Raw genomic sequence first — 16,631 nt, forward strand, 5'->3', positions numbered from 1 at the left:
TAAAACGGTATGAAAAAATGGTTTCCGTTGTTTTTAGCGGCAATACTTATCGCTGGTTGTGTACCGAATTTTGAAAAAAATACCGAAGTTGTACAAGAAAAAGAGGAATTAAAAGAAACTGCGATTATTCCGAATTACCAAATATCCAAATCTTATTATCGTTCGATCATTCCTTTTGAACCAAGTAAAACAAGAGGGATGGTTGTTTCCAACCTATATTCAAAATACGATATGAATGAATTTGAAACAGGCTTAATGCGGGTCGCAAAGGAACAATTTTCAACAGATAATTATGTGTTTCAAGAAGGACAATATTTAGATAAGAAAACCGTTAATTCATTACTGAATAGGAAGTATACGAAAGCACAATTGAAGGAATTAAACATAAAAGAGGAAGATAATATTGGTCTAAATCCTCTTAATGATGGCAAAGGCTCTGTCGAAGAACAAAACGAGAAAAATCCGATCTATCTGGCACATATACTTGAGCATAATTATTTAGTCAAAAATGATAAAAATGTTAGTCTTGGCGGGGTTGTTATTGGCCTTGCGTTAAATTCTGTTCATTATTATCAAAAAGAAAAATATGGGGCAACCTTTCAACAAGATATACCTCATGACAAGTTGGCCGCAGAAGGAAAGAAAATGGCTGAGGAAGTGTTAAAACGGCTAAGAGGAATGAAAGAAATTGGAGATGTTCCAATTACGATCGCCTTATTTGAGCAAAAAAGTAAAAGTACCGTAATTCCGGGGAACTTTTTTGCGTATGCTCATGCAAATAAAGGCAGTTCATCACTCGGTGATTGGAAAAATGTAGATGAGAAATACCTTCTATTCCCTTCATCAGAAGCAGAGAAAGACCATCGTGAGGATATGGCTGTATTTCTAAGGTTTAAAGATGATATCGAAGAGTATTTTCCGAATTATAATGGTGTAATTGGTCGAGGTTTTTATAAAGATGATCAGCTAATGGATTTATCGATAGAAATTCCGATCCAATTATATGGAGAAGCTGAAATTATTGGATTTACCCAATGGGCTACCTCATTAGTTGTGGATCATTTCCCTGAGTATGTAGAAGTGGAAGTGGACATCACATCAGTGAATGGTGCGGAAGCGTTAATAGTGAAAGAAGCTGGTGAAACAGAACCTTTTGTCCATATTTATTGATAGAGATGGGCGCGAGATTATCGAAACAAGGCGACTAAAGTATATTACTTGTAAGTCGCCGACATTCGATAATGAAAAGCTTGTTTGTGAGAGAGAGAAACTGAACACTTAGGGTTATCCCTCTTGCGTATGTTCGCCTTTTTCTGATATTATCAATAGTATTGCAAGTGGTCGATTATAAGTGGAGGTGTAAAAAAATGTCAAGAATTTCAAAGGAACAAGTATTGCACGTAGCGCATTTAGCGCGACTTGAAATAAATGATGAAGAAGCAGAAAAGTTTACGGAAGATCTAGATGATATGATCTCGATGGCTGAAAATCTAGATGGATTGAACACAGCGAGTATTAAGCCGACATCACATGTTTTCCAACAAGAAAATGTGATGCGCGAAGATGTTGCAGAAGAAGGATTACCGCGTGACGAAGTAATGAGAAACGTACCTAGTCATCAAGATGGACAAATTAAAGTTCCAACAATATTGGAATAAGGAGGGAACCACATGTCTTTATTGGATAAGAAGATAGTCGATTTACATGAACTTTTACATAAAAAAGAAATTACGGCTACAGACCTAGTTGATGAGTCATTTAAACGGATCAACGAGGTAGATGGAAAAATAAAAGCATTTCTTACATTAGATGAAGAAAATGCTCGTAATAAAGCAAAAGAACTTGATGGAAAAGTAGAAGAAAACCCACTTTTCGCTATTCCAGCGGGAATTAAAGATAATATCATTACGAAAGACTTGCGGACAACTTGTGCAAGTAAAATGCTAGAGGATTTTAACCCGATTTATGATGCAACGGTCATGGAAAAATTGAATGATGCGAATGCTATTACAATTGGAAAGTTAAATATGGATGAATTTGCAATGGGTTCAACTTCAGAAACCTCAGCGTTTCAAACGACACGTAATCCATGGGATCTTGACGCAGTTCCCGGTGGTTCTTCAGGTGGATCTGCAGCGGCAGTAGCTTCTGGTCAACTACCATTTGCTCTTGGTACAGACACGGGCGGTTCGATTCGTCAGCCGGCAGCATTTTGTGGTGTTGTTGGGTTAAAACCTACATATGGTCGCGTATCACGCTATGGTGTTGTTGCATTTGCTTCATCACTTGATCAAGTAGGACCAATTACGAGAACAGTGGAAGACAATGCGTTAGTTCTTCAAAATATTGCAGGTCTTGATCCACGTGATTCTACAACTGTTAATCAAGACGTACCGGATTTTCTTTCTGGTTTAACGGGTGATATTAAAGGATTAAAAATTGCAGTTCCTAAAGAGTATCTAGGTGAGGGTGTTAGTGAAGCTTCACGTCAGTCTGTGCTTGATGCATTGAAAGTATTAGAAGGATTAGGAGCGACATGGGAAGAAGTATCACTTCCACATTCAAAATATGGAGTATCAACATATTACTTAGTAACTTCTTCAGAAGCTTCAGCAAACCTTGCACGCTTTGATGGAGTTCGCTACGGATACAGTACACCGAATCCTAAGAATTTGATGGATCTATATAAAAAGTCACGTTCTGAAGGTTTTGGTGATGAAGTAAAGCGTCGCATTATGCTAGGAACATATGCACTGAGTGCAGGTTTCTATGATGCCTATTATAAAAAAGCACAACAAGCTCGTACATTGATTAAACAAGATTTTGATGAAGTTTTTGCGAAATATGATGTTGTAATCGGTCCAACAACGCCGAGACCAGCTTATAAAGTTGGAGAAGTAATTGATGATTTATTAACCATGTATGCTGGGGACCTTTTAACAATTCCAGTAAACCTAGCTGGACTTCCGGGGATTTCCGTACCATGCGGTTTTACAGAAGGTCTACCATTAGGGTTACAAATCATTGGTAAGCATTTTGATGAACGTACTATTTATCGAGTTGCATATGCATATGAACAAGCAGCAGGTTTCCATACGAAAAAACCACAATTGTAAGGGGTGAGATGACATGAATTTTGAAACAGTAATTGGATTAGAAGTCCACGTAGAATTAAAAACAGATTCAAAAATTTTTTCACCGGCTCCGAACCATTTCGGTGCAGAACCAAATACAAATACTACCGTAATTGATCTCGCATATCCTGGTGTTTTGCCAGTCTTAAACAGGGGAGCAGTAGATTTCGGTATGAAAGCGGCAATGGCGTTGAATTGTGAAATCGCAACTGAAACAAAGTTTGACCGTAAAAACTATTTTTATCCTGATAACCCAAAAGCTTATCAAATCTCTCAATTTGATAAACCGATCGGGGAGCACGGATGGATTGAGATTGAAGTAGACGGTGTGAAAAAGAAAATTGGTATTACGCGTGTCCATCTTGAAGAAGATGCAGGAAAATTAACTCATACGAATGATGGTTATTCCCTAGTTGACTTAAACCGTGCGGGAACGCCATTAATCGAGATTGTATCTGAGCCTGATATTCGTACACCAGAAGAGGCATATGCCTATTTGGAAAAGTTAAAAGCAATTATTCAATATACTGGCGTTTCCGACTGTAAAATGGAAGAAGGCTCACTAAGATGTGATGCTAACATTTCATTACGTCCAATTGGTCAAGAGAAATTTGGAACAAAAGCTGAATTGAAAAATTTAAACTCATTTAACTATGTACGTAGAGGGTTAGAGTTTGAACAAAAGCGTCAGGAAAAAGTGTTACTTTCAGGTGGAATTATTCAACAGGAGACACTTCGTTTTGACGAGGCAACAGGTGAAACGATCTTGATGAGAATCAAGGAAGGTGCAGATGATTATCGCTATTTCCCTGAACCTGATCTCGTTCAGTTGAATATTGATGAAGAATGGAAAGCACGCATTCGTGCTGAAATTCCAGAATTACCAGATGCTCGTCAAAAACGTTATGTAGAAGAATTAGGCTTGCCAGCATATGATGCAATGGTGTTAACGTTAACGAAGGAAATGTCTGACTTCTTTGAAGAGGTTCTTGCTGCCGGTGCAGATGCTAAACTAGCATCAAACTGGCTAATGGGGGAAGTATCTGCCTACTTGAATTCTGAACAAAAGGAACTTCATGAGGTAGCTCTTACACCTGCTGGGCTTGCCGGCATGATTAAATTGATTGAAGATGGCACAATATCTTCTAAGATTGCGAAGAAAGTCTTCCGTGAGTTAATCGAAAAAGGCGGAGATGCAGAGAAAATCGTTAAGGAAAAAGGCCTTGTGCAAATTTCTGATGAGGGTGCACTTCTTCCGATCGTTAACGAAATTTTGGATGCAAATCCACAGTCAATCGAAGATTATAAAAACGGTAAAGGCCGTGCACTTGGATTCTTAGTCGGCCAAATTATGAAAGCAACAAAAGGGCAGGCTAACCCTCCAATGGTTAATAAATTATTAGCTCAAGAAATGAACAAACGATAAAATTGGTGATAGATGTAGGCAGTATATTAGCTGCTTACATCTATCTTTTTATTTAGCAAAAGACTTTCCATCATGTATTCTTGTTGATTGATCGAATAATCTATACTTTTTCCGGCTTCAAAATTAGTCTAATGTAATAGCTACACAGTGCTCGAAGATATTATAATAGTTCTATGTGCATAGTTAAAAGCTGTTTCTCATCACTGATAAGTTTAAGAATGGTAAGAGAAGGGTATATACCATCTGGGCTTCTAATAGATAAGAAAAAGGATGATAAGCAGTGGAACAACACATATTTCAATTAAAGACAACATGTGCTTATTGTTTGCGTAAGGCCGGAGAAGACGTAGACTGTGTGTTACCAGTACATGATTGGGAAACAGATAAATTGCTCGGTTACTTTTGTAAAAAGCATTATATGCGAGTAAAGGCGAAAAATATTAATAGTAGCCATTTTGAAATATTCGAGGATCCAAACTACAGTCTATACGCTTAAGTGTAGTGTATAATATATAAAGATATATAAGAAAAGGGGCAGGAAGATGACTCTTAATAATTGGTATGATAAAGCGATGTCGAGAGATGAATATATTAATGCAATGGAAACGAATAAGGAAAACCTTCAATTGATTTTAAATCAATTTGAGGTGCCAGCCGATGATGAAGCATATTTCAAAAAGCTAAGGGATGAGAAGTTACGGGTTATTGTCTTAACAGAAGACTGGTGCGGAGATGCCATGTTAAATATTCCTATACTACTGAAATTGGCTGAAAAAAGCGGAATGGAAGTTAGAATGCTGTTGCGCGATCAAAACCTTGAATTAATGGATCAATATTTAACAAATGGGACTGCTCGTGCGATTCCTATATTTATATTTATTGACCAAGAGGGAAAAGAAAGAACATTTTGGGGGCCGAGAGCAGAAACTGTACAACATTTTGTTGATCAACAGCGGGCAAAAATGCCACCGAAGGACGATGTAAGCTTCCCGGAAAAACAAAAAGAAATGATTCAACAAATGACTAAAAAATATACGGAAGATCCAACGGTATGGGAAGAAGTATATCAAAGTATTAAACGAGCGTTATCTTAAATTAAAATGGTAATTACAGAGAGGTAAAGGGGTGTTGGGTGATGGAACAAGTGGTAGAAACCTATTTAAAACATTTGCGGCTGAAGTGGGAACGACCAAGTTTAAATTATTTACAGCGCCTCATCCAGCATCAGTTGTCATTGGTACCTTATGAATCATTCAGTAAATTTCATTACTTTAGTCTAGCGCCAGATTATATTCCACCATTCCCTCTTTTTGTGCAAAATTTGCTTGATAAGGGGTGGGGTGGAACTTGCTTTACATTAAATATGAACTTTGCCCGTTTACTTTCAGAGTTGGGATTCGAGTGTTCACTTGTGAGGGTAGAACCAGGGCATATTGCAATAATGGTCGAGGTTGCCGGGAAAAAGTATTATGTTGACGTAGGGTATGGCTCTCCCATTATGAAACCCATTGAACTTGAAGCAAAGCCGCAGCACATTATGCATGGATTCGGCGAGGAAATTATCTTTACTAAATTAAGTGCAGATACATATGAAATTGATCGTAGATCCAATGGGAAGACTTTTGTAAAAAAACAAATAAATTGGGTACCGCTTGCGGAATCAGATATTACAGAAGATATTCGCTCTTCCTATTTAGATAATGATGATAATATTACCATGAGACGAATTACGGCAGTCCGATTTAATGGACATCAATGTTTTTATTTACGTAACCGTTCGATGAAGGTAATGACTTTTCGTAATATCAGTGAAATTAAGATGACTAATTTCGATAGATGGGCGAAACTAATACAAGAAGTATATCAAATTGAAACGAACTCATTATCTGGAACACTCGACTTTTTAGAAGAAAGAGGAGTAAAGTTATTTTAAAAGCTTGTAGATAAAGTATTTACTTTATCTACAAGCTTTTTTTGTGGTTTTTGCTTTGTATTGTACCTTTACTCTGGTTAGCGTGACATAGAAAGATATCAAACGATCCCTTTTTTGCATTTACTGGCGGTCAGCACCTACTTACAAGCGATCACGCGAAGAATACAGGCCATTGTGTGAGTTTACAAGCCGTGGCAAGCAACTTACAAGCCATCGCAGCCAAAATACAGGCCGTCACCCATTTAAATGAGAGAAGACATACTTACTCCCTTTGAACACAAAAAGACTGCCGAACTTTCACGGCAGTCTAGAAATTCACTTATCTATACAGATGGCAAATTTTTATTATACTTCTCTTCTCATTGCTTTTAAAACATCAATTCTTGTAGCACGCTCTGCTGGTCTCCAACCAGAAAAAATGGTGACGATTAAACAAATGGCTATGCTGATTGCCGTAAGTGATAAAGGTATATAGGACAGCATAATTCCTTCAGGCATTTGTTCGTTAAACACATTTTCGAGAACGAGTGGTAATGCAAAATTAACAATATAGCTAATACCGTAAGCGACAACTGTTCCGATTAAAGCACCGAGTAAGCCAATATAGCTACTTTCCAGTAGGAAAATATTTTTAATTGTTTTAGGGTTGGCACCAATTGCTTTCATGATCCCGATATCTGGAGCTCGTTCTGTAACTGCCATTGTCATCGTATTATAAATTCCGATGGAAGCGATAAGTAAGGCAATTGTTCCAATGAAAATTAAACCAATTTTCATAATCGCAAATAGCATATTGATTTGCTTCATTTCACTAACAATCGAATAGGTAAAATATTGTTCCTCTTGTAATTGCTCATTAATCTCCGTAATAGATTGAACATTATCCGCATATACCTTTACATAGTCATATGTTTTCTCTGTTACGTTATTGCTGGGTTGCTCATCGTCTAATGGTTCGGGGGAACCGCCGATATTTCCAGTAAAGTCTTCAATCTTTTTCATGACTGTTGGAGAGATAAACACTGTATAATCTTTCATCCATTCTCTCGAAGGGGCTTCTGCTATCCCAACAATTTTAACAGGAAAGACTTCGGTAATTTCTTTGCCATTTTCAACTTTCTGTACTTGCATGTCTATTGTCTTCCCGAGAATATCCCCTTTATATGCATACTCCTCTTTTAAAAATCCATCTTCATCATATAGATCCTTTTCCCTAGCAGATTCTTTTGCTAAATTTTCACGGAAATGATGACCGACTAAGATTTCATTATCTTTTTCAGGCAGTCGGCCTTCCGATAGTTTAAAGCCGGATTTAATTTCAGAAGGGAAATGTGCGACAAAAGTTTCAGCATGTGTATTGTAATCTTCGATAGTGAACATGGGAGTTTGTTGAACAAATTGTCTGCGAGTAACAGTATTTACTTTATCGATAGATTCAAAGTGCTTAATATCTGCATCTGTAATACTTTGATAATTAGCATCCTCATCAGTTTTCCCATGAATATCAATTTCTGTGACAAGCTGATCTTCCATTCTATCCTGAATAATTGTCTTATGCAGACCGAACCCTACGGAAGCCAAAACAATTAAAAAGGTACAGCCAATCGCTGTAGCTAAAATCGTCATAAATAGGCGCATTTTATTTTTTTTCATATTTTGCCGAACGAATCTGAATTGATCTTTAAATGTCATACTAATACTCCCTCCAACACTTTTCCATCTGCTATTTCAATTGTACGATCTCCGATATTAGCCACTTTTTCATCATGAGTAATGATAAGAAAAGTAATGCCCAGGTCCTGATTCAGCTCCTGAATAAATGCAAGTAACTCCGTTTCAGTCTCGCTATCAAGGCTTCCTGTAGGCTCATCTGCTAGGATAAGCGGCGGATTAACAACGAGTGCACGGGCAATACTTACACGCTGTTGTTGTCCACCTGAAAGCTCGCTTGGATAATGATCCTTGTATTCTAGCAATCCGACTTTACTTAAAGTTTCATCGACTAAACTCTTACGTGTTTGTTCATCGATGCCTCTAAAAACTAATGGTAATTCTACATTTTGAAAAGCAGTCATGCTTGGGATGAGCTGGAAATTTTGAAAAATGAAACCAAGATGTTGCAAACGAAAGTCGGCAAACTTTGACTCATTAAAGTCACTCACTTTCGTTTCGTCAATCCAAACTTCACCTTGATTCGCTTTAATAAACCCACTAATAATATTTAATAATGTTGATTTTCCGGATCCACTACGTCCGACGATCGTAACGATCTCACCTTTTTCTACTTTAAAAGAGATATCTTCCAGAACCGGGATGATGTTTTTATCACCCTTTTTACCAATTTCAAAAGCATGACTTACTTGTTTTACTTCTATCAATTTACTCCCACCTTTATGATTGTCTATTCTATTAGACGAAGCTCGAAGGGGTAACACTACAAAAAATATGAAGTTTATTGGAAAAGTTTATATTATTATCTATTAAAGCTAGAAAAAAGATAGATTTACCGAATATAATATCTATGTTATATTCTTTTAGAAAGCGGTATCATTTCAGCGAGTTTAGATAAACATTATGTATTTGTTCTAGATATATTCTATTGTAAAAAAGGAGAAATAAATGAAGGTATTAGCAGCGGATATTGGTGGGACTTCGATCAAGCTTTGTATATCAGACCTTAAAGGAAATATCGAGATATTTAAGGAATATGATTCAGAGAGTAAAAAGGGTGGAAAATATGTAGTAGAGAAGTTAATTCGAATCATGGAGGAATTCGGAGAGTTTGAAGCAATTGGTATCAGTACTGCTGGTCAAGTAAACAGTGAAGAAGGATCGATACTTTATGCGAATGAAAATATACCGAATTATACTGGGACAAAGTTAAAGGAAATATTAGAAGATAAATTTAATGTTCCAGTTAGAGTAGAAAATGATGTGAATGCAGCGGCTCTTGGAGAAAAATACTTTGGTATTGGTAAAGAATATAATGATTTTCTTTGTTTAACATATGGAACGGGCATTGGCGGCGCAATTATCGTTGATTCAAAGATATACAAGGGATATAGAGGAAATGCAGCGGAATTCGGACATATATTGACACATCCTGCTGGAAAGCGCTGTGGCTGTGGAGGGAGTGGATGTTATGAAATGTATGCTTCTACTACAGCTCTAGTAAAAAATGCATCAGAACTAAACAAGGAATTAATAAATGGCAGAATGATATTTAATAGATTAAAGCAAGGGGATTCAATGTTAGAGAAGGTGCTCAATGAATGGGTGAACGAAGTAGCATTGGGGCTTGTTTCTTTGATTCATACTTTTAATCCTCGGGCGATCATTGTTGGTGGCGGAGTCATGGAACAAGAGCAACTTGTCAGTCTTGTTTCAAACAGAGTTCATGAGCTAATTATGGATAGCTTTTCAGACGTCAGAATATTAAAAGCATCACTTGGAAATAAAGCAGGGGTATTAGGAGCAGTATCTCTTCATTTACCATGAAAAATTGGGAGAATGATGAGGTCAAAATCGGAACAAGATGAAGAGACGAACAGCAACGGATCATTCCATTGCTGTTTTTATATTAACTTTTTTTAAAATAGATGTAGTGATTTAGTTAGATGATTCGTCTATATTAGGACAAGTTTTTGTGGGAGTGGAATGTAATGAAGAAAAAGGGTTTTTTAATTATCATTTTAATAATAGTAGTGTTTGGTTTTTATTATAAAGATCAGATTAAAATAGCATTTGATTCTTCAACAGTGAAGATAAATGGAGATGCAGCGGTTGTAATAGATGAAAATACGGGAAAGGTCATGTACAAGAAGAATGAACATAGGCAATTATATCCTGCAAGTACGACAAAGCTATTGACTGCATTAGTTGTATTGGAGAATGCTTCTGTAGAAGAGCCTGTTACGGTAGGCCGGGAAGTCTACTTAAAGATGGAAGGTGAAGCAAGTGCAGGCTTATTCGAAGGTCAAGTTCAATCAGTAGAGGAATTACTAGCTGCGATGCTTTTGCAATCAGGAAATGATGCAGCTAGATCACTTGCTATTTTTACTGCACAAAAAATCAATGGATCAGCATTATCCTTAGATGAAGCAGAGCAATATTTTGCTCAATTGATGAATGAGAAGGCTCGTGAACTAGGTGCAACTGACTCTAATTTTGTAAATCCTCATGGACTTCATGACCCAAAACATTATTCAACAGCTTGGGATTTAGCTTTGATCGCAAAATCGGCCAAACAGAATGAAGTAATCGAAAGTATCGTGAATCAACAAAGTTATTCTACTAAAACACACACATATACAAACCGAAATAAGCTTTTAAGTGATGGTAGTGAATATTATTATGGAGCTGCTACTGGGCTGAAAACTGGATTTACTGATCAAGCTGGCTATTGCTTAGTTTCATCTGCAGAAAAGGATGGTCAGAAGTTAATCACAGTGGTACTGCATTCTGGTGAAGAGACAGTGTGGACTGACTCAATCACTCTATTAGACTATGGTTTTGAAACTGGAAATTATTAAAAAGTTCAATGGAAAATAAAAATGTTATATTAAAGTGTAGTGTTTATATGATCATCTGACGTCTATAGAGGTGTCAGGTTGGAAAGGGGGGAGAGAAGCATTGGATGAAGCGCTCATCGAGAAAATTAAAAATGGCAATGATCACGCGTTTCGATTACTTGTGGAAAAATATCGTAATGTTGTGTTCTACGCTGTATATGGTGTGCTCCGCAATGAAAAAGACGCGGAAGATGCTGCACAGGAAGTGTTTATGAAAATCTATACTTCTCTCCCCCGCTATGAGAAGCAAGGATTTAAAACATGGGTCACGAGGATTGCAGTCAATCATGCAATCGATATAAAACGTAAAAAGGTAAGGCGAAAAGAAGACCAGCAAGTAGAGTACGAGGAATTTCATGCAGAACCAGCTGCAAGTGTAGAACTGCAAGTGTTGAAGAAAGAACAGCAACAAGAATTAAGGAAGCGAATAGAGGAACTTCCAGAGAATTATCAAAGAGTGGTCAGAGGCTTTTACATACAAGAAAAGTCGTTTCAAGAACTGGCGGAAGAAGAAAATGTTTTACCGAAATCAATTGAAGTGAAATTATACAGAGCAAGACAATGGATGAAGAAGCACTGGAAGGAGGATGATTTTTCATGAACCATATATCATATGAAAAGTGGTTTCAATATGCGCAAGATAAGCTAGATGAAGAAACACGTACAGAATATGAAAACCATCTATACAACTGCGATCATTGCTTAGAGATCTATTTAGCAGCAGTCGAGGCAAGTGAAACTTCAATGCCAGTGCTAACTTCTTCGACAAGCTTTACAGACTCAGTCATGAATCAAGTGAATGAAACAAAGAAAGAGAAACCTGTTATAAATAAGAGGGTTAAAAATAATCGAAGGCAAACGATGATACATTATGCATTAGCAGCTGCAATGACATTGATTTTAATGTCGACAGGTATATTCTCACAGCTCATGAATGTGGCGAATGAGTTTGATAATCCTAATCCGAAACACACAGAATCCTTCGTAAGTAATTTTTTAAATAACTCAATATCTATAACTGATCAGCTAGAAGAAAACTTTAAGGAGGGGAATAAAAAATGAATAAAAACCCTATTATTGCTTTTCTGCTCGCATTTTTTCCGGGTGGAGGGCTAATGTATCTTGGTAAAGTTTTACGTGGGATTTTTTATACAGCTGTTGTGATCGGAATGCCAATTTTCGGGATAATTATTTTTAATATCTTTTTTTACAGCGAAGCACTTTTATTTTTCCCTATAGGCGGCGCATTGCTTCTGTATCTTGTTAACTTTATCGATACAGCAGTAACAGCATCAAAGCTTTATAACCAAACGAAGAATATCGGTGATGAAACTGTCATTGAAAAAAACCCAGAATCTGAACGTTTTTTCACGATTATTCTTTCATTTATTCCAGGGTTAGGTCATTTTCAACTAGGTTTGACCTATCGCGGAATGACGTTACTAGCGGCGTTTAGTGGTCTAGGGATCATGATTTTGTTTGTCGCAATGATGACAGGGCGCAGCGAAATTCTTGTATTCCTTGCATCATTACCAATTGTTTGGCTATATGGATTCTTCGATGTGATGAAACAGCTAGAAAAAAAGCAGCAGGGTGAAGTGCTTGTTGATCGCTCTATTTTTGAAGACTTTGAGAGTAGAGAAGGAGATGGGCGAAAAAGTAAAACAATTGCAACATTACTTTCGATCATACCAGGTGCAGGGCATCTTTATCTAGGATTACAAAAACGTGGCATTCAATTAATGGCTGCATTTCTGTTTTCCATTTATATCCTCGATGTGATGCGATTAGGAATTTTCTTATTCCTCGTACCAATCATTTGGTTTTTCAGCTTTTTCGATGGCCTGCAAAAAGCTGCAAAAGCGGATGATGGTGTAGTTGAAGATGAACCAATTGTATCGTACTTGATTAATCACCAAAGATGGCTAGGAATTGGCTTGATTGCACTTGGTGTGTATTATTTGGGAACTAATATTGTCATGCCTGTTTTGAACCCTTATATTCAAAATGTGTTTCATATTGATATCCAATATTGGTTTTACCAATATTTCCAAACAACTATCTTATGTCTACTCCTAATTGGTGGCGGTATTAAATTAATGACTGGTAGAAAAGCGAAACGAGTAGAAGAAGGTGAAAAAGAATGAGGACATGGCGTGTAGGTTCATTTTCCATGGGGGCAGCACTTGTGCTCCTTGGTGTATTTCTGCTATTATCCCAATTTCTAAAATGGGATCCAGCGATAGCAATGATTTCGTGGTGGCCATTGCTCTTTATTATTCTTGGTGTGGAGATACTTCTCTATTTAGGATTTTCAAAAAGTGAAAAACAGCAAATAAAATATGATTTTATAAGCATCATTTTTATTAGTATTATCGGTACTTTTGGACTTGGTATGGCAGTTGTCAATGCGACGGGATTGCTAGAGGTATCAAAGCAATTCGTGATCGCAGAAGAACGTACATTGGATTTGCCAAAGTTTGAAGAAGAATTAACAAATGAAATTAAAAGAGTGTATATTGAGACAGGACCATACTCATTAAATGTAGAAGGATCCCAAGGGGAAAAAGCAGTGATGTTCGGAACATACCGAGGGGATATGAAAAAAGGTGATCATTCGATAAAAAGTATTTCTGATTATGCCCTTATTGAAAAACAAGGTGATACTTTATACATTAAATTGAAAAGAGCGCCTATGAGTCGTTTTATGAACTATAATGATGAACTTAATGCGACAATCCTGATTCCTTCTAATGTGGAGTTAGAATTAATAGGAGAACATAATAACTTAAATTTGAAGCCTCGTGATTTGCAAAGTAATTGGTCGATTGCAAGTGTAGGCAATGTTAACATGGATATAGCTGAAAATGCGAATATGAAGATCCAAGCGGTGAATGTGCAGGAAGCAGGTGAAGCTGACTGGCAAGAAGTCCAGGGGGGCAAATCAAATAATCAGGACGAAGATAATGAATACGAAGAAAGTATTCCTTTAACAGGGACCCTTACTTATGGGTCTGGTAAATACACGATAAAAGTGAAAGACAGCTATACAGTTGAAATAAATTAGTATAATCTTACGAGTGGTATAACAAGACTACTCGTTTTTTTGTCGAATTGGATTTTATCACTTGAAAAAGGTATAATAAGACGGATAGAAATAGGAATCATATTACTGTTTTAATGGACAGGGTGATAAGTATGAAAAGAGCACGTATTATATATAATCCGACGTCTGGTCGCGAAATGTTCAAACGAAATCTAGCAGATGTGTTACAGAAACTGGAGGCTGCTGGCTACGAAACCTCTTGCCATGCAACAAGAGCTGAAGGGGATGCCATAGAGGCTGCTAAAATAGCTATAGAGCGGAAATATGATATTGTCATCGCAGCTGGTGGTGATGGGACAATTAATGAAGTTGTTAATGGTCTCGCTGAACAGGATTACCGTCCTAAGTTAGGCATCATTCCTACAGGAACGACGAATGACTTTGCGAGAGCATTACACATACCACGTGATATAGATGATGCAGTAAATATCATTATTAAGGGAGACACAATCCCAGTCGATATCGGACGAATGAATGATAGCTATTTCATAAATATTGCTGGCGGCGGCAGGCTTACAGAGTTGACGTATGAAGTACCAAGCAGGTTAAAGACAGTGCTTGGCCAATTAGCATACTATTTAAAAGGCATTGAAATGCTACCTTCCATCCACCCAGCTGAAGTCAGCATTGAGTATGATGGAAAATTATTTGAGGGCGAAATCATGTTGTTTTTGATTGGTCTAACCAACTCCATTGGCGGCTTTGAAAAATTAGCACCTGACTCCTCCATAAATGATGGCTTATTTACATTAATGATACTGAAGAAAACAAATATTGCGGAGTTTATCCGTATTGCTTCACTTGCTCTTAGAGGAGAGCATATAAATGACCCCAATTTGATTTATGTAAAAGCGAATCATATAAAAGTAAGGTCTAAAGAAAAAATGCAGCTAAATATTGATGGGGAATACGGTGGGCTTTTACCTGCAGAGTTCTCTAATCTTTACAGACATTTTGATGTATTTGTACCAATTGATAAAATTAGAGCAGAAGATAAAGTCGAATAAAAATGTAAAAAAGCAGCTGAGGTGTTCAGCTGCTTTTTTATTTAGGAACTTTTATGCAATGATTGTCGTTATTGAGCCGGCATACCCTAATTCAAGAGGGATCAGCGCAATTAAAAAGATGTACTCTTTAGTTATCGGATTCAGAATAATCTATGCTTGTTCTGCCTGCTTCGTCTTCTTTGTTAATTTAAAGAAGGCGATAGCACCAATAAGAGAAGTTGTAAATAAAATTGCTCCCATCGGTATTGCTGTTGTTTCATTAATACCAACGAGAGGAGAGACCATGGAGCCTAGCAATAACGGGAGCGTACCCAACAGAGCACTTGCACTTCCAGCTCGATATCCTTGGTTTTCCATAGCTAGTGTAAAAGAGCTTGTTAAAATCATTCCCATAGACGTCATGTAAACAAAAATGGGAATGACAAGAGTTGCTAGTGGTCCTTGAATAATCGTCATGAGAAGAAGAATGGAAGTCGCGCTTAATGCTATAATGACTGCAACTCGAAGTAAGCTTCTCTCATGAATGACACCCCCTAAGCGCCCGATGATAAAGCTTCCGGAAATAATGGCTAGTCCATTAATGCCGAATAGAATACTAAAAACTTGAGGTGACACATTATAGATACCTTGGTATACGAAAGGAGTTCCCGATACATAAGCAAAACTCCCCCCATGAATAAATCCAACGGTTAATGCGTAACCAATAAAAGAGCGGTCTTTCAATAAACTACCTATTGTACGTATCGAATGCCCGATTGAGCTTGGCATTCGATTCTCGGGCGGCAATGTTTCCTTTAATCGCATAGCAACAATTAAAACGATTAACAGTCCAAGAATACTTAAAAAGTAGAAAATTGAATTCCAACTTGCAAATGGTAAGAGCAAAATAGCTCCACCAGCCATTGGTGCAATCATTGGAGCAAATGCATTTATTACCATTAAAAGTGCGAAAAACTTCGTCAGCTCCCTCCCGCTAAACACATCACTTACAACAGCACGAGAAAGGACAATACCTGCTGAGGCAGTGAACCCTTGTAAAAATCGAGCTATTACCAATATGGTTATATTCGGCGCAAGTGCACAGAGAAGGGATGATAATGCGAATAAGAAGATGGAGATTAATAAAGGCTTTCTTCTACCTTGAGCATCGCTGATTGGTCCAATAATCACTTGACCAATTGCAAGCCCGATCAAACAAGTTGTTAAACTAAGCTGTACAAGCGAGGCACGAGCACTTAAATCATCAGCAATATCAGGGAAACTTGGTAAATACATATCAATATTGAGTGGCCCTAAGATAGCAAGCATGCCGAGAAGAAATGCTAAGCCTAAACGCTCTTTTCCTGTTGGATTATGAAGCATAAATATATCAAACACCTTTCTTACTTAACTCTATTACTTTTAGCATAATTATTATCACTCTACAATAGACAGGACCAGTCTAATGATGGTAT

General features: G+C 37.2%; 17 protein-coding genes. 14 read left to right on the forward strand and 3 right to left on the reverse strand.

Going from position 1 to position 16,631, the window contains the following annotated elements:
- The first annotated feature begins 9 nt into the window (after positions 1 to 9).
- The 7 genes from BLE01S_RS00095 to BLE01S_RS00125 all read left to right on the forward strand — a co-directional run bounded on the left by BLE01S_RS00095 (position 10) and on the right by BLE01S_RS00125 (position 6,493).
- Positions 10 to 1,170, forward strand: a complete 1,161-nt coding sequence (locus BLE01S_RS00095) for a CamS family sex pheromone protein (protein WP_066135674.1) — start codon at positions 10 to 12, stop codon at positions 1,168 to 1,170.
- Positions 1,171 to 1,367: 197 nt separating this feature from the next.
- Positions 1,368 to 1,658, forward strand: coding sequence for an Asp-tRNA(Asn)/Glu-tRNA(Gln) amidotransferase subunit GatC (gene gatC / locus BLE01S_RS00100; RefSeq protein WP_066135675.1), 291 nt, complete (start codon positions 1,368 to 1,370; stop codon positions 1,656 to 1,658).
- A 12-nt stretch (positions 1,659 to 1,670) separates the two neighbouring features.
- A complete protein-coding gene (gene gatA / locus BLE01S_RS00105) occupies positions 1,671 to 3,116 on the forward strand; it encodes an Asp-tRNA(Asn)/Glu-tRNA(Gln) amidotransferase subunit GatA (RefSeq protein ID WP_066135678.1) in 1,446 nt (481 codons plus the stop codon).
- 13 nt (positions 3,117 to 3,129) lie between these two features.
- Complete coding sequence (gene gatB, locus BLE01S_RS00110; protein WP_066135685.1) at positions 3,130 to 4,560, forward strand: Asp-tRNA(Asn)/Glu-tRNA(Gln) amidotransferase subunit GatB; 1,431 nt, start codon at positions 3,130 to 3,132, stop codon at positions 4,558 to 4,560.
- A gap of 280 nt (positions 4,561 to 4,840) precedes the next feature.
- Complete coding sequence (locus tag BLE01S_RS00115) at positions 4,841 to 5,056, forward strand: hypothetical protein (protein WP_066135688.1); 216 nt, start codon at positions 4,841 to 4,843, stop codon at positions 5,054 to 5,056.
- Positions 5,057 to 5,102: 46 nt separating this feature from the next.
- The gene (locus BLE01S_RS00120) at positions 5,103 to 5,654 is read left to right on the forward strand and encodes a thioredoxin family protein (RefSeq protein WP_066135691.1); all 552 of its coding nucleotides are present in this window, start codon (positions 5,103 to 5,105) and stop codon (positions 5,652 to 5,654) included.
- A 41-nt stretch (positions 5,655 to 5,695) separates the two neighbouring features.
- Positions 5,696 to 6,493: an arylamine N-acetyltransferase gene (locus BLE01S_RS00125; protein WP_066135693.1), complete on the forward strand. Its 798-nt coding sequence runs from the start codon at positions 5,696 to 5,698 to the stop codon at positions 6,491 to 6,493.
- Between the two features lie 345 nt (positions 6,494 to 6,838).
- Here the strand turns inward: BLE01S_RS00125 and BLE01S_RS00130 are convergent, their stop codons facing one another.
- Positions 6,839 to 8,185, reverse strand: a complete 1,347-nt coding sequence (locus BLE01S_RS00130) for an ABC transporter permease (protein WP_066135695.1) — start codon at positions 8,183 to 8,185, stop codon at positions 6,839 to 6,841.
- Positions 8,182 to 8,871, reverse strand: coding sequence for an ABC transporter ATP-binding protein (locus BLE01S_RS00135; RefSeq protein ID WP_066135698.1), 690 nt, complete (start codon positions 8,869 to 8,871; stop codon positions 8,182 to 8,184). Before BLE01S_RS00135 ends, BLE01S_RS00130 begins: the two co-directional genes overlap by 4 nt.
- 241 nt (positions 8,872 to 9,112) lie before the next feature.
- Here BLE01S_RS00135 and BLE01S_RS00140 point away from each other — a divergent pair, with 241 nt between their 5' ends.
- The 7 genes from BLE01S_RS00140 (at position 9,113) to BLE01S_RS00170 (ending at position 15,177) form a co-directional block, all read left to right on the forward strand.
- Positions 9,113 to 9,991, forward strand: a complete 879-nt coding sequence (locus tag BLE01S_RS00140; RefSeq protein ID WP_066135701.1) for an ROK family protein — start codon at positions 9,113 to 9,115, stop codon at positions 9,989 to 9,991.
- A 164-nt stretch (positions 9,992 to 10,155) separates the two neighbouring features.
- Entirely contained in the window at positions 10,156 to 11,025 is an 870-nt protein-coding gene (locus tag BLE01S_RS00145; protein ID WP_066135704.1) for a D-alanyl-D-alanine carboxypeptidase family protein, read from the forward strand.
- A 100-nt stretch (positions 11,026 to 11,125) separates the two neighbouring features.
- Positions 11,126 to 11,665, forward strand: coding sequence for an RNA polymerase sigma factor (locus BLE01S_RS00150; RefSeq protein WP_066135707.1), 540 nt, complete (start codon positions 11,126 to 11,128; stop codon positions 11,663 to 11,665).
- Positions 11,662 to 12,126 (forward strand): hypothetical protein, encoded by a 465-nt coding sequence (locus tag BLE01S_RS00155; RefSeq protein WP_066135710.1) that lies wholly within the window; start codon positions 11,662 to 11,664, stop codon positions 12,124 to 12,126. The genes BLE01S_RS00150 and BLE01S_RS00155 overlap by 4 nt, the downstream gene beginning before the upstream one ends.
- Positions 12,123 to 13,211, forward strand: coding sequence for a hypothetical protein (locus BLE01S_RS00160; RefSeq protein WP_066135713.1), 1,089 nt, complete (start codon positions 12,123 to 12,125; stop codon positions 13,209 to 13,211). The genes BLE01S_RS00155 and BLE01S_RS00160 overlap by 4 nt, the downstream gene beginning before the upstream one ends.
- Complete coding sequence (locus tag BLE01S_RS00165) at positions 13,208 to 14,131, forward strand: LiaF transmembrane domain-containing protein (RefSeq protein WP_066135716.1); 924 nt, start codon at positions 13,208 to 13,210, stop codon at positions 14,129 to 14,131. The genes BLE01S_RS00160 and BLE01S_RS00165 overlap by 4 nt, the downstream gene beginning before the upstream one ends.
- Positions 14,132 to 14,262: 131 nt before the next feature.
- A complete protein-coding gene (locus BLE01S_RS00170; RefSeq protein WP_066135720.1) occupies positions 14,263 to 15,177 on the forward strand; it encodes a diacylglycerol kinase in 915 nt (304 codons plus the stop codon).
- Between the two features lie 150 nt (positions 15,178 to 15,327).
- On the opposite strand, the gene BLE01S_RS00175 is transcribed toward BLE01S_RS00170, so the two are convergent.
- Positions 15,328 to 16,539: a Bcr/CflA family efflux MFS transporter gene (locus BLE01S_RS00175; protein WP_066135723.1), complete on the reverse strand. Its 1,212-nt coding sequence runs from the start codon at positions 16,537 to 16,539 to the stop codon at positions 15,328 to 15,330.
- Between the last annotated feature and the right edge of the window lie 92 nt (positions 16,540 to 16,631).

Source organism: Lederbergia lenta NBRC 16444 (assembly GCF_001591545.1).
GTDB classification, from domain to species: Bacteria; Bacillota; Bacilli; order Bacillales; family Bacillaceae_C; genus Lederbergia; species Lederbergia lenta.

What these genes read in the sequence shown, in the direction of transcription:
- BLE01S_RS00095 (WP_066135674.1), top strand. Translation starts at nt 10, where the DNA reads ATGAAAAAATGGTTTCCGTTGTTTTTAGCGGCAATACTTATCGCTGGT.
- gatC (WP_066135675.1), top strand. Translation starts at nt 1,368, where the DNA reads ATGTCAAGAATTTCAAAGGAACAAGTATTGCACGTAGCGCATTTAGCG.
- gatA (WP_066135678.1), top strand. Translation starts at nt 1,671, where the DNA reads ATGTCTTTATTGGATAAGAAGATAGTCGATTTACATGAACTTTTACAT.
- gatB (WP_066135685.1), top strand. Translation starts at nt 3,130, where the DNA reads ATGAATTTTGAAACAGTAATTGGATTAGAAGTCCACGTAGAATTAAAA.
- BLE01S_RS00120 (WP_066135691.1), top strand. Translation starts at nt 5,103, where the DNA reads ATGACTCTTAATAATTGGTATGATAAAGCGATGTCGAGAGATGAATAT.
- BLE01S_RS00125 (WP_066135693.1), top strand. Translation starts at nt 5,696, where the DNA reads ATGGAACAAGTGGTAGAAACCTATTTAAAACATTTGCGGCTGAAGTGG.
- BLE01S_RS00130 (WP_066135695.1), bottom strand. Translation starts at nt 8,185, where the DNA reads ATGACATTTAAAGATCAATTCAGATTCGTTCGGCAAAATATGAAAAAA.
- BLE01S_RS00140 (WP_066135701.1), top strand. Translation starts at nt 9,113, where the DNA reads ATGAAGGTATTAGCAGCGGATATTGGTGGGACTTCGATCAAGCTTTGT.
- BLE01S_RS00145 (WP_066135704.1), top strand. Translation starts at nt 10,156, where the DNA reads ATGAAGAAAAAGGGTTTTTTAATTATCATTTTAATAATAGTAGTGTTT.
- BLE01S_RS00155 (WP_066135710.1), top strand. Translation starts at nt 11,662, where the DNA reads ATGAACCATATATCATATGAAAAGTGGTTTCAATATGCGCAAGATAAG.
- BLE01S_RS00160 (WP_066135713.1), top strand. Translation starts at nt 12,123, where the DNA reads ATGAATAAAAACCCTATTATTGCTTTTCTGCTCGCATTTTTTCCGGGT.
- BLE01S_RS00165 (WP_066135716.1), top strand. Translation starts at nt 13,208, where the DNA reads ATGAGGACATGGCGTGTAGGTTCATTTTCCATGGGGGCAGCACTTGTG.
- BLE01S_RS00170 (WP_066135720.1), top strand. Translation starts at nt 14,263, where the DNA reads ATGAAAAGAGCACGTATTATATATAATCCGACGTCTGGTCGCGAAATG.
- BLE01S_RS00175 (WP_066135723.1), bottom strand. Translation starts at nt 16,539, where the DNA reads ATGCTTCATAATCCAACAGGAAAAGAGCGTTTAGGCTTAGCATTTCTT.